This is a genomic window from Streptosporangium sp. NPDC023963 (genome assembly GCF_040639135.1).
GTDB lineage: Bacteria > Actinomycetota > Actinomycetes > Streptosporangiales > Streptosporangiaceae > Streptosporangium.
In genome coordinates this window covers 610645-623440 of sequence record NZ_JBEZZK010000003.1, presented here as the reverse complement: position 1 = coordinate 623440, position 12796 = coordinate 610645, and the positions used below count along the sequence as shown (strand labels likewise).

Here is a 12796-nt window from a genome sequence, read left to right as displayed (position 1 = left end):
ATGTCCTGGAAGGTGCTCGCGCTGCCGCCCCTCCCCGAGGAGGCGGTGCGCAACCTGCTCGGCTCGCTCGGCGACCGGGTCGCCGTGTCGGTTCCCGCGGCCCGCGACCGGGAGTCGCTGCTCGCCGCCCTCGGCGACGCCGAGATCGTGGTCGGCGACTGGAGCGGCGGGCTCGCCCTGGACGCCGAGGCCGTCCGGGCCGCGCCGAACCTGGCGTTCGTCCAGCAGCCCTCCGTAGGCGTGGACGGCCACGATCTCGCCGCGCTCGCCGAGGCGGGCGTGCCGCTGGCCAACACCGCGGGGGTGAGCGCGATCGGGGTGGCCGAGTGGTGCCTCGCCGCCGCGCTCGCGCTGTCGCGGCGGCTGCTCGACGCCGACGCCGCGGTCCGCGCGGGACGCTGGCCGCAGCTGGACCTCGGGCCCGCCGAGCTGTACGGCTCGCGCGTCGGCATCGTCGGGTTCGGCCCGATCGGCGAGGCCGCCGCCCGGATGTTCGCCGCCCACGGATGCGAGGTCTCCTACTGGACCCGCACGCCGCGCGAGGTGCCCTACACCTACCGGGAGATCGGCGATCTCGTCGCGAGCTCCCACGTGCTCGTCCTGGTCGTCCCGCTGACGGAGGAGACCAGAAGGCTGGTCGACCCGTCCCTGATGCCCGCGGGCTCGCTGCTCGTCAACGCGGCGAGGGGACAGGTGGTCGACTCGGCGGCGCTGCTGTCCGCCCTGGAGTCGGGGCACCTGGGCGGCGCCGCGCTCGACGTCTTCGACACCGAGCCGCTGCCGCAGGACGACCCGCTGCGCGGCAGTCCGGGGGTCCTGCTCTCGCCGCACGTGGCCGGGGTGACCCCCCAGTCGACCGGCCGCCTGATCCGGTGCGTGCTGGACAACCTGGAGGCGGCGATCGAGGGCCGGCCTGTGGCGAATGTGGTCAACGGGGTTGATGCGGTGGTCGGCCGAAGATCGTAAGAAGGACGGTCGTAGAGTTTTCCCGTGTTTAACGCGCCCTGCCTGGCTCCGGAGACATCCGAGTTATAACGTGCCTAGGGGCGATCTTTCCAACGAGGTCATGGGGGTGATCACCGTGCGGCAGATGACGGGGATGTCTGCGCACCGGCAAGCGGTGGAGCAGATCAGGGAGTCCTACGCCGCCATCCCGGGAGGCGCGGTGCCCCGGCTCTCCAAGGCCACCACCAACCTGTTCCGGTTCAGGGACGGCGCCCGGTCGGCGAAGCTGTCGGCCAGGGACCTGGACCAGGTCATCGAGGTCGACCCGGTGACGATGACCGCCGAGGTCCAGGGGATGACGACCTACGAGAACCTGGTGGACGCCACGCTCGCCCACGGGTTCATGCCGTACGTCGTGCCGCAGCTGAAGACGATCACGCTGGGCGGGGCGGTGACGGGGCTCGGCATCGAGTCCACCAGCTTCAGGGAGGGGCTGCCGCACGAGTCGGTGGAGGAGATGGAGATCCTCACCGGCGACGGCAGGATCGTGGTGGCCCGTGACGACAACGAGCACCGGGACCTGTTCCGCGCGTTCCCCAACTCCTACGGCACGCTCGGCTACGCCCTCCGGATCCGGATCAAGCTCAAACCCGTCGAGCCGTACGTCAGGCTGACCCACATCCCGTTCGGCGACGCCGACAAGTGCATGCTCGCGATGCGCGAGATCTGCGAGCGCGGCGAGTACGAGGGCGAGCGCGTCGACTTCGTGGACGGCACGTTCTTCGGCCCCGGGGAGCTCTACATCACGGTGGGCCGCTTCGCCGAGCGCGCCCCGTACCTCTCCGACTACACCGGGATGCGCATCTACTACCGGTCGATCCAGACCAGGACCCGCGACTGGCTGACCGTCCGCGACTACCTGTGGCGCTGGGACACCGACTGGTTCTGGTGCTCGCGCGCCTTCGGCGTGCAGACCGCGCTGGTGCGGTCCCTGATGCCGCGCAAGTGGATGCGCTCGGACGTCTACCGCAGGCTCGTCGGCCTCGACCGCAAGTACGGGGTGATCGCCAGGGTCGACCGCTGGCGCGACCTGCCGGTGCAGGAGTCGGTCATCCAGGACATCGAGGTGCCCGTCGAGCGCGGTGCCGAGTTCCTGGAGTTCTTCCACGACAAGGTCGGGATGGCGCCGGTCTGGATGTGCCCGCTGAGGTCCACCGGCGAGTGGCCGCTCTATCCGCTGGAGCCGGGACGGCTCTACGTCAACTTCGGCTTCTGGGGAACGGTCCCCCTCCCCAGGGGGCAGTTCGACGGTTACCACAACCGTCTGATCGAGAACCGGGTCCACGAACTGGAGGGGCATAAATCGCTGTACTCCACTTCGTTCTACCCGGAGGATGAATTCTGGCGGTTTTATAACGGAACCGCCTACTGGCCGGTCAAGCGGGCATACGACGGGGGTGGCCGGTTGCTCGACCTCTACGACAAGTGTGTTCGGGGGCGTTAAGAGAGGCTGATTCTGTGTTGCTCGCAGAGATCTTCGAGAAGGTCATGGGGCCCGAGGCGGACGTGCGCTTCGTCGCCTACGACGGAAGCAAGGCCGGACCGGCCGGCGCCGACATCAGTGTCGAGGTGAAGACCCCGGCGGCCGTCGCGTACCTGGCGCAGGCCCCCGGAGAGCTGGGTCTGGCCAGGGCGTACGTGTCCGGCCACCTCGACGTCGACGGGGACATGTACACCCTGCTGTCTCGCATGTGGTCGCTCACCGTCAACGACATCCCGGTCGGGCAGAAGCTCGCGGCCATCCGAGCCCTCGGGGTCCGCCCGCTGCTGACGCGGATGCCGCCGCCTCCGCAGGAGGTGCGGCGCAGCATGCTCGCCCGGATGGGCAGCAGGCACGCCAAGCAGCGCGACGCCGAGGCCATCCACCACCACTACGACGTCTCCAACAAGTTCTACTCGTGGGTGCTCGGCCCCTCCATGGCCTACACCTGCGCGGTCTTCCCCGAACAGGAGTCCACGCTGGAGGAGGCGCAGCTCACCAAGTTCGAGCTCGTCGCCCGCAAGCTGGACCTCAAACCCGGCATGAAGCTGCTGGACGTCGGCTGCGGCTGGGGCGGCATGGTCATCCACGCCGCCCGCGAGTACGGGGTGAAGGCGCTGGGGGTCACCCTCTCGCGCCAGCAGGCCGAGTGGGCGCAGAAGGCCATCGCGGAGGCCGGTCTCGGCGAGCTCGCGGAGGTCCGCCACATGGACTACCGTGACGTGCCGGAGACCGGCTTCGACGCCGTCAGCTCGATCGGCCTGACCGAGCACATCGGCAAGGACCAGCTGCCCTTCTACTTCCGCTTCCTGTACGACAAGCTCGTCCCCGGCGGGCGGCTGCTCAACCACTGCATCACCCGCCCGACGGGCACGGAGAAGACCCTCAACGCCGGCGGCTTCATCAACCGCTACGTGTTCCCCGACGGGGAGCTGGAGTCGGTCGGTTACCTGGCCCGCCAGATCGAGGACACCGGTTTCGAGATCCGCCACGAGGAGAACCTGCGGGAGCACTACGCGCAGACCCTCCGCTTCTGGTGCGCCAACCTCGACGACCACTGGGACGAGGCGGTCAAGGAGGTCGGCGAGGGCACGGCGCGGGTCTGGCGCCTCTACATGGCGGCCTGCGTGGTCGGCTTCGAACGCAACAAGATCCAGCTCCACCAGGTCCTCGGGGTGAAGCTCAACGCCGACGGCACGGCCGGTCTTCCGCTCCGCCCCTCGCTCGACTGGCCCTGACACCCGGGACACGCGCACACGGGGAGCCCCCCGCGCGGGAGACGCTCGTACGGGATGTTCCTCTACGAGAATCCGCGCGGACGCTCACGTGAACGCGTTCACACCGGACCGTGCGGCCCCTGCCGCGGACACCTCGGGGCCGGGTTCCGGACGGCGCGTCGCGCGCCGTCCGGAACCCGGCCCCGCCCGCCGTGGCCTCGTCGGCCGGGCGGGTGCGGGCCCCTCAGCGGAGCTCGCGCTTGAGGATCTTCCCGGTCGCGGTCATCGGAAGCGTGTCGCGGAACTCGACGATCCGCGGATACTTGTACCCCGCCATGTTCTCCTTGCCCCAGGCGATGAGCTCGTCCTCGGTGACCGTCGCGCCGGGGGTGCGGATGACGTACGCCTTCACCTCCTCGCCGTGCGAGTCGTGGGCGACCCCGACCACCGCCGCGAGGGAGACCTCGGGATGGGTGATCAGGACCTCTTCGAGCTCGCGCGGGTAGACGTTGAAGCCGCCCCGGATGATCATGTCCTTGGCCCGGTCGATGATGGAGTAGTAGCCGTCGGCGTCGCGGGTGGCGATGTCGCCGGTGCGGAACCAGCCGTTCCGCATGACCTCGGCGGTCGCCTCGGGCCGGTTGTAGTAGCCCTTCATCACGTTGTGGCCGCGGATCGCGATCTCACCGGGACCCTCGCCCTCGATCGTCTTCCAGTCGTTGTCGATCAGCTTCATCTCCACGCCCCAGATCGGCGTGCCGATCGTGCCGGGCTTGGTGGGCCTGCCGAGCTGGTTGAAGCTGGCCACCGGGGAGGTCTCCGACAGGCCGTACCCCTCCAGGATGCCGATCCCGAAGGTCTTCTCGAAGTCCTTGAGCACCTCGACGGGGGAGGAGGCGCCACCGGCGGCCGCGATCCTGAGAGAGGTGGGCACCTCGTCGCCGTCGGTGTGGATCTTCGTCAGCATGGCCCAGTACATGGTGGGAACGCCCGCGAACAGCGTGATGTTCTCGGCGCGCATCAGCTCCAGGGCGGGGCCCGGCTCGAAGCGCGGCAGGAGCACGACGGTCGCCTGGCGCCGGAACCCGGCGTTCATGACGACGGTCTGCCCGAAGGAGTGGAACAGCGGCAGCACCGCCAGGTAGGCGTCGCCGCCCTCGGTGCGCGGGAACATCTCGTCGGAGACCATGGCGTTGAGCAGCATGTTCTGGTGGCTGAGCTCGGCGCCCTTGGGCTGGCCCGTGGTGCCGCTGGTGTACAGGATCACCGCGGTGTCGTCGGGCGAGGTCTGCACCGTCTCGAACTCGCCGGACACGCCGTCCAGCGCCGCCCACAGCGTCTCCCCGTACTCGGACTCGGTGGCGAACGCGGTGGCGGGCAGCACGAAGAAGTGTTCGGCGGAGGCGCCCTCGAAGCCGGCCCTGCCCCGCTCGCCCAGCGGCAGCTCGGGGGTGCCCTCGAAGCAGAACAACGCCTTGGCCTGGGAGTCCTCCAGGTGGTAGGAGATCTCCCTGGACTGCAGCAACACGTTGAGCGGCACGACCGTGGCGCCCGCCTTGAGGATCCCGTAGTAGACGAACGGGAAGTAGGGCAGGTTGGGGCAGGCCAGCGCCACCTTGTCACCCTTACCGATCCCGCGGGAGACCAGCAGGTTGGCAACCTGGTTCGCGACGGTGTTGACCAGGGAGTACGGCAGCCGCAGGTCACCGAAGACCAGTGCGGTGCGGTCGGGGGCCTCCCTGGCGCTGTCCTCCAGTGCGATCGACAGGTTGAGCATCGTACGTCCTCCTCCGAGCAAGCTCTGACCCGCTCATACTGGCAGCCCGAGATACCGACCGGTAGGTAACACGATGACAAATTGACGGGCAAACCGCGGGGGAGTAAGCAGATAAGAGCGCGCTTACGGGGAGGCGAGCTGGCCGACTGTGCGATGAAAGGTCAGTGAGCGTGGAGTACGACTACGTCATCGTGGGCGCGGGGTCAGCGGGATGTGTGCTGGCCAACCGTCTTTCCGCCGACCCCGGCACGAGGGTCGCCCTCATCGAGGCGGGCGGTTCCGACCGGAAGCTGGAGGTCCGGATGCCCGCCGGATTCTCCAAGCTGTTCAAGACCGAGCGCGACTGGGACTTCACCACCGCCAAGCAGCCCGAGCTGTCCGGCAGGGAACTCTACTGGCCGCGCGGCCGGATGCTCGGCGGATCCTCCTCGATGAACGCCCAGATGTGGGTGCGCGGGCACCGCGCCGACTACGACGGCTGGAACGTGCCGGGCTGGTCCTACGAGGAGGTCCTCCCGTACTTCCGCAGGGTCGAGCGCCGCGCCGGCTCCAACCGCGGCGGCGTGTACGGCACGGAGGGCCCGATCCACATCTCGGAGCTGCGCTCCCCGAACCCCGCCACCGCGCTCTTCCTGCGAGCCTGCGAGGAGCTGGGCATCGCCCGCCTGGAGGAGCTGAACGGCCCCTCCAACGAGGGCTGCTCGCCGACACCCGTCACCCAGCGCAGGGGCCGTCGCTGGAGCTCCGCCGACGCCTACCTCGCCCCCGTGGCCAGGCGGCCCAACCTCACCGTGCTCACCTCCTCGCGCGTACGCCGCGTGCTCGTCGAGGACGGGCGCGCGACCGGGGTGGAGTACGGCGTCGACGGCGGTAACGGCGACGGCGACGGCGGCGGCGACACTGTGGTGGCGCGGGCGCGCGGGGAGGTCATCCTGTCGGCCGGGGCGATCGGCTCGCCGCACCTGCTGATGCTGTCGGGGGTCGGCCCGGCGGACGAGCTGCGGTCCGCGGGTGTCGAGCCGGTCCACGAGCTGCCCGAGGTCGGAGCCAACCTCCAGGACCACCTCGCGTCGGGCGTCTTCCTGCACTGCCTCAAGCCGATCACCCTCGCCGGCGCCGAGTCGACCGCCAACCTGCTCCGCTTCCTGGCCGGCGGCCGGGGCATGCTCACCTCCAACATCGGCGAGGCCGTGGCGTTCATCCGCACCTCCGAGGAGGAGCCCGCCCCCGACATCGAGCTCATCTTCGCTCCCGGCTCCTTCGTCAACCACGGCCTCACCCCGCCGCCCGGCCACGGCCTGACCATCGCCTCGATCCTGCTCCGGCCGGAGAGCCGCGGCCGCCTCTCGCTGGACGGCCGGGACGTCGTGATCGACCCCGGCTACCTGACGGCCGAGGCCGACGTCCGGCGGCAGGTCGCCGGGCTGCGGAAGGCCAGGGAGCTGTTCACCACCGAGGCGCTCCGGCCGCTCGCGGGGCCGCCGATGGACCCGTACTGGGACCCGAGGACCGATGAGGAGCTCGTCCGCTGGATCCGCGAGCGCAGCGAGACCCTCTACCATCCGGTCGGCACCTGCCGGATGGGCGACGATCCCGGGTCGGTGGTGGACCCCGCACTGCGGGTCCGGGGGATCGCCGGCCTGCGGGTGGCCGACGCCTCGGTCATGCCGCTCATCACCAGGGGACACACCCACGCGCCCACCGTCATGATCGCCGAAAGGGCCGCCGACCTCATCGTCGCGGGCCGCTGACCATCGGGCCATTGGCCGTGTGGCTGCGTGACCGTGTGGCGGTGAGGCCGTGTGGCGGTGTGGCGGTGTGGCGGTGTGACCGCGAGGCCGCCGTGACCGCGGAGGAGCCGCGTGGGTGGATCAGCTTGGCCGGACCGTGGCCTTCCTTTCGCGGGGTGTCAGGGGGGAGCATGTCTCCAGGCCGGATGCTTCCCGCATGGGAGCACTCCGGGAAGGTGGACGGCCTCGTTCCGGGCTGGTTGAGCCGAGGGTCCTGTGGCAGGATCCATAAAATAGAATGCGGTTCTAGTGGAGGCTGGCGTGACGGTTTCACTCGCGGACATCGATCTGTCGGACATCTCCTTCTGGGAGCGGCCGATGGCCGAGCGGGAGGCCGCCTTCGCAGTGCTCCGCGCGCAGCCGGGCCCCGTCCTCTTCGCCGAGCCCGAGATCCCCTTCGCCCCGCTCGGCCCCGGCTACTACGCCCTGGTGCGGCACGCGGACATCATCGAGGCCAGCCGCCACCCCGACATCTTCTCCTCGGGCCGGGGGGCGACGTCCATCCAGGACCTCGGCCCCGAGTTCGGCGAGTACTTCGGTTCGATGATCAATATGGACGATCCCCGGCACGCGCGGCTGCGCAGGATCGTGTCCCGGGCGTTCACCCCGAAGATGATCAAGCAGTTCGAGGCCGACGTCGACGCCGCGGCCGTGCGGATCGTGGACGACCTGATCGCGAAGGGGCCGGGTTGTGACTTCGTGACCGAGGTGGCCGCCAAGCTGCCCCTGAAGATCATCTGCGACATGATGGGCATCGGCCCCGAGCACTACCAGGCGGTCTTCGACGCCACGAGCATCATCCTGTCGGGCGGCGACCCCGAGTTCATCGCCGACGTCAGCCGTGCGGCCGAGTTGCTCCTCGGCGCGGGGCAGGGACTCCAGGACCTCGTCATCTCCCTGGCCGCCGAGGGGGGAGACAACCTCATCACCGCCCTGACCAGCGCCAACATCGACGGTGAGAAGCTGACGATGCAGGAGCTCGGCTCGTTCTTCATCCTGCTGGTGGTGGCGGGCAACGAGACCACCCGCAACGCCATCTCCCACGGCCTGCACCTGTTCACCGAGCACCCCGACCAGCGGGAGCTGCTGCTCCAGGACCTCGACGGGCGCCTGCCCGGTGCCGTCGAGGAGATCGTCCGCCTCGCCTCGCCCGTCGCCTGGATGCGCCGCAGCCTCACCCGCGACCACGAGATGAACGGCCACCTCTACCGCGCGGGCGAGAAGGTGCTGCTGTACTACTGGGCCGCCAACCGCGACGAGAGCGTCTTCACCGACCCGCACCGCTTCGACATCCGGCGTACCGAGGGTCCGCACGTCGGCTTCGGCGGCCCGGGGCCGCACTTCTGCCTGGGCGCCCACCTCGCCCGCCGCGAGATCACCGTCATGTTCCGCGAGTTGTTCACCCGCCTGCCCGCAATCCGTTCCGTGGGGGAGCCCGACCGTCTGCGCTCCAGCTTCATCAACGGCATCAAGCACCTTGACTGCGACTTCTGAGCGCCGCCCGGGGCCTCGCGTTGACGCAAGCGCTTGCTTTCCAAAATTCCGAGCGTCGCCTGGGGCCTCGCGTTGACGCAAGCGCTTGCTTTCCAAAAGGATGGGCGCCATGAGCGTGACGCCAGCCGAGCGGAAGCCGATCGTCTCCGCCGGTGACTTCGACCTGTCGGACTACGACTTCTGGGCCAGGCCCATGCCGGAGCGGGAGCACGCCTTCCGGCTCCTGAGGGAGCTGGAGCGTCCCGTCTTCTACCAGGAGATGGAGAACCCGCTGGTCCCGCGAGGGCTCGGCTACCACGCGCTGGTCAAGCACGCCGACATCCTGGAGGCCAGCCGCACTCCCGAGGTGTTCTGCTCGGGAGACGGCGGGGCCACCAACATCCTCGACATGCCCGCCGAGTTCGCCGAGTACTTCGGTTCGATGATCAACATGGACGATCCCCGGCACGCGCGGCTGCGCAGGATCGTGTCCCGGGCGTTCACCCCGAAGATGATCAAGCAGTTCGAGGCCGACGTCGACGCCGCGGCCGTGCGGATCGTGGACGACCTGATCGCGAAGGGGCCGGGTTGTGACTTCGTGACCGAGGTGGCCGCCAAGCTGCCCCTGAAGATCATCTGCGACATGATGGGGATACCGGAGAAGGACTACCGCGCTGTCTTCGACAGATCCAACATCATCCTCGGAGGCTTCGACCCCGAGTACGTCGGCCTCGACATGAACACCGTCGCGGAGAGGCTGCTGACCGCCGGGATGGAGCTGCAGCAACTCGTTCAGGACCTCGCCGCGCACCGGACGGAACATCCCACCACCGACCTCACCTCGTCGCTGGTCAACGCCAACATCGACGGTGAGAAGCTGACGATGCAGGAGCTCGGCTCGTTCTTCATCCTGCTGGTGGTGGCGGGCAACGAGACCACCCGCAACGCCATCTCCCACGGCCTGCACCTGTTCACCGAGCACCCCGACCAGCGGGAGCTGCTGCTCCAGGACCTCGACGGGCGCCTGCCCGGTGCCGTCGAGGAGATCGTCCGCCTCGCCTCACCGGTCAACTACATGCGCAGGAAGGTCACCCGCGACCACGAGATGAACGGCCACCTCTACCGCGAGGGGGAGAAGGTCGTGTTCTACTACTGGGCCGCCAACCGCGACGAGAGCGTCTTCACCGACCCGCACCGCTTCGACATCACCCGCAGTCCCAACCCCCACATCGGCTTCGGCGGCCCGGGGCCGCACTTCTGCCTGGGCGCCCACCTCGCCCGCCGCGAGATCACCGTCATGTTCCGCGAGTTGCTCCGTCGCGTCCCGCGGATCGAGGGCGGCGCTCCCGAGCGGCTCCACTCCAGCTTCATCAACGGGATCAAGCGGATGGAGTGTGCCTTCTAAGCCGTCCGCGGCTTTCAGGACCTCCTACGGGGTGGTCACTGCCCCGCCGCGCGGATCGACTTGAAGACGGTGTTGATGTCGGGGAGCAGCTCCTTCTTGCTGTCCGGCACCGACATGTAGACGATCGAGGGCAGGTCGGCGCCGGTGCTCACCGCCGCCACGACCATGGTCGTCTTCGAGTCGCCCGAGGTGATCTCGTACGCGGCGAGCTGGCCGGGCAGGCCGTTCACCGACAGGGTCTGCTGGGCGGTCTTGCGGGCGGTGTTGCCCTCGGGGAAGAACTTGTTGCGCCCGTTGGAGGCCACCGCGTTGATCACCGGTGCGAGGTTCTCCGGCGAGGTGTACTTGCTCTTCAGACGCGGGGAGAGCGGGCCCGACATCAGCTGCGCGAACTGGGTCTTGCCCGTGGAGTCCGTACCCGCCGGCAGATACTGGCGGGTCGTGAAGCCGTAGGAGGCGGGCATGCCGGGACGCTGGTCCTGCCGCCAGGGGGCGCCGAGCTGTGCCAGGGTGATCCCCGCCTGCTGGTCGGTGAGCGTGCCGGCCACCGGCGACGCCTCACCGGTGAAGCGCGGCAGGCGGCCGATGGCCGCGGGCTTGGCCGGTTTCTTGGTGGCCGCCGTCGAAGGCTTGGGATCGGAGGCGATCTCCTCGCCGCCGGCCAGCGGCCCGGCCAGGAACGCCCAGAGCACCGCGCCGAGCAGTGCGATGATCACGGACCCGGCCAGTGCGAAGATCCAGACCGGCCGTCCCCGCTCCCCGAGATCGTCCTCGTCCTCGATGGCCTGGTAGTTGTCGCCGAAGACCGTGTTCCACAGCTCCTGCTGGCGCTCGGGCGGAGGTGTCTTCGGGCCGCTGATCTGTCCCGCGGTGACGAACGGCTTGTTCGGGTCGGAGGGGTCGCGGCTCAGGTGATGACCGGGCTGGCCCGGATGCCCGGGCTGGCCGGGATTTCCAGGCTGGCCGGGCTGCCCAGGGTGACCTCCGTGTCCGGGCTGGCCCGGGTGGCCGGGCTGGGACGGCAGGGGGCCGCCGGCTCCGGGGTGAACGGGGGTCGCCTGGGGCGCGGGTGCGCCGGAAGCCGCCGCGTTCGCCGCCTGGGCCCACATGGCGGGGGTGTCCGGCACGCCGTAGCTGCGCCGCGCGTTTCCGGTGCCGTCGCCGTTCGGGGTGCCGTTCGGGGTGCCGCCCTCAGCTGAGGCGCCCCCGAAGGGGGGACCACCGAGGGCGACGCCGGAAGGGGCGCCCTGGGCGTTTCCCTGAGCGGTGCCGGGGTGGGCCCTCCCGAAGGGAGCGGCCGGAGCGTCGGTGCCCGCCCAGGAGGGGGAGAACGCCGAGGTCTGGGCCTCGGCGGGACCCGCGTTCCCCGCGGAGGGGGCCGGAGGCCACGCGCCGTCGCCCGCCGGGGCCGCGGGTGGCCAGGGGGCGTTCTCCGCCGGCGCGGGCGAGGGCGGCCACCCGCTGTTCTCCGCCGGCTGTGCCGGAGGCCAGGCGGAGGCGTCGTGTCCCGGTGCGGTGGCCTGCCACGTCTCGCCCGCCGGCGCACCGGAACCCTGCCGGCGCGCGTCCCCCTGCGGGTTCGACGCCTGCGGGCTGGTCGCCTGCGCCCAGCCGTTGTTCTGCGGGCTGGTCGCCTGTGCCCAGCCGTCGGCCTGCGGGCTCTGCGTACGGCCGTCGTCGTGGGGCGTGGCGCTGGGCCGGCCGTCGTTGGGCGGTGCGCCGGCCTGCGCCCAGCCGTTGGAGGAGCCGGTCTGGGGGGTGGAGGTGTGCTGAGCGTTGCCGTCCTGTGGCGGCGTGGACTGCGGCCATCCGTTGTTGGGTGAGGACGGGTGGCGGCCGTCGGCCTGCGGGCCCGAGGCCTGTGCCCAGCCGTCCTGCGCAGGGGCGGATTGCGGCCATCCGTTGCCGGGGGAGGTCTGGTGCGAGCCGTCGGCACCCTGCGGGCCGGTCGCCTGTGCCCAGCCGTCGCCTTGCGTGCCTGATCCCTGGGGGCCGGATGCCTGTGCCCAGCCGTCGGCCTGGGGGGCGGTCGCCTGCGCCCAGCCGTTGTTCTGCGGGCTGGTTGCCTGTGCCCAGCCGTCGGCCTGGGCGCCTGATCCCTGCGGGCCGGTCGCCTGTGCCCAGCCGTCGCCTTGCGTGCCCGATCCCTGGGGGCCGGATGCCTGTGCCCAGCCGTCGGCCTGGGGGGCGGACGCCTGCGCCCAGCCGTCGTTGCGCGGGCTGAAAGCCTCCGACCAGCTGTCGCTCCGGGGGTTCGACGCCTGTGCCCAGCCGTCGGCCTGCGGGCTGGTCGCCTGTGCCCAGCCGTCGGCCTGCGGGCTCTGCGTACGGCCGCCGGGGGAATCCGCTGGGGAAGGGGCGGGGCGCTGCCCCTCGCCGCGGGGCGGGGTCTGCCACGAGGAGTCGTTGCCGCCCTGCGGCTCGTCCTGCGGGCGGGGGAGCCGGGGGCCGGTACCGAGGGAGTCGTTCGCCCACGAGGGCGACGGCTCGGCTGCCTCCGGCCATGCCGGAGGCAGGTGGGACTGGCTGGACTGCTCCGAGGCCATGCTTTCCTTACCTCCCGCGCGGGTGCCCGAATTAGGCGTATTGGGCATGGTCTCACGTGAGACGGGGGGGCTCGCAGGGAAACCGGAGAACGCCCCCCTGAAC

General features: G+C 70.3%; 8 protein-coding genes. 6 read left to right on the top strand and 2 right to left on the bottom strand.

The genetic code is table 11. The annotated features are described in order from the left end of the window. The 3 genes from AB0F88_RS13980 (at window position 1) to AB0F88_RS13970 (ending at window position 3723) form a co-directional block, all read left to right on the top strand. Window positions 1-966: an NAD(P)-dependent oxidoreductase gene (locus AB0F88_RS13980; RefSeq protein ID WP_362682158.1), complete on the top strand. Its 966-nt coding sequence runs from the start codon at window positions 1-3 to the stop codon at window positions 964-966. Window positions 967-1090: 124 nt separating this feature from the next. Further along, a complete protein-coding gene (locus AB0F88_RS13975) occupies window positions 1091-2449 on the top strand; it encodes an FAD-binding oxidoreductase (RefSeq protein ID WP_362682521.1) in 1359 nt (452 codons plus the stop codon). Window positions 2450-2463: 14 nt separating this feature from the next. Further along, window positions 2464-3723, top strand: coding sequence for a cyclopropane-fatty-acyl-phospholipid synthase family protein (locus tag AB0F88_RS13970; RefSeq protein WP_362682155.1), 1260 nt, complete (start codon window positions 2464-2466; stop codon window positions 3721-3723). 223 nt (window positions 3724-3946) lie between these two features. On the opposite strand, the gene AB0F88_RS13965 is transcribed toward AB0F88_RS13970, so the two are convergent. Next, on the bottom strand, window positions 3947-5479 hold the full coding sequence (locus AB0F88_RS13965; protein WP_362682152.1) for a long-chain fatty acid--CoA ligase: 1533 nt from the start codon (window positions 5477-5479) through the stop codon (window positions 3947-3949). Between the two features lie 164 nt (window positions 5480-5643). Between AB0F88_RS13965 and AB0F88_RS13960 the strand changes: the two genes are divergently transcribed. From AB0F88_RS13960 to AB0F88_RS13950, 3 genes are all read left to right on the top strand, one after another. Further along, complete coding sequence (locus tag AB0F88_RS13960) at window positions 5644-7230, top strand: GMC family oxidoreductase N-terminal domain-containing protein (protein WP_362682149.1); 1587 nt, start codon at window positions 5644-5646, stop codon at window positions 7228-7230. 357 nt (window positions 7231-7587) lie between these two features. Next, on the top strand, window positions 7588-8763 hold the full coding sequence (locus AB0F88_RS13955; protein ID WP_362682517.1) for a cytochrome P450: 1176 nt from the start codon (window positions 7588-7590) through the stop codon (window positions 8761-8763). Window positions 8764-8872: 109 nt separating this feature from the next. Beyond that, on the top strand, window positions 8873-10147 hold the full coding sequence (locus AB0F88_RS13950) for a cytochrome P450 (RefSeq protein WP_362682146.1): 1275 nt from the start codon (window positions 8873-8875) through the stop codon (window positions 10145-10147). A 35-nt stretch (window positions 10148-10182) separates the two neighbouring features. Here the strand turns inward: AB0F88_RS13950 and AB0F88_RS13945 are convergent, their stop codons facing one another. Continuing rightward, window positions 10183-12693 (bottom strand): hypothetical protein, encoded by a 2511-nt coding sequence (locus AB0F88_RS13945; protein WP_362682143.1) that lies wholly within the window; start codon window positions 12691-12693, stop codon window positions 10183-10185. Window positions 12694-12796 lie beyond the last annotated feature (103 nt).

Coding starts and splice junctions, on each gene's coding strand:
- AB0F88_RS13980 (WP_362682158.1), top strand. CDS start 1: ATGTCCTGGAAGGTGCTCGCGCTGCCGCCCCTCCCCGAGGAGGCGGTG.
- AB0F88_RS13975 (WP_362682521.1), top strand. CDS start 1,091: ATGACGGGGATGTCTGCGCACCGGCAAGCGGTGGAGCAGATCAGGGAG.
- AB0F88_RS13965 (WP_362682152.1), bottom strand. CDS start 5,479: ATGCTCAACCTGTCGATCGCACTGGAGGACAGCGCCAGGGAGGCCCCC.
- AB0F88_RS13955 (WP_362682517.1), top strand. CDS start 7,588: ATGGCCGAGCGGGAGGCCGCCTTCGCAGTGCTCCGCGCGCAGCCGGGC.
- AB0F88_RS13950 (WP_362682146.1), top strand. CDS start 8,873: ATGAGCGTGACGCCAGCCGAGCGGAAGCCGATCGTCTCCGCCGGTGAC.
- AB0F88_RS13945 (WP_362682143.1), bottom strand. CDS start 12,693: ATGGCCTCGGAGCAGTCCAGCCAGTCCCACCTGCCTCCGGCATGGCCG.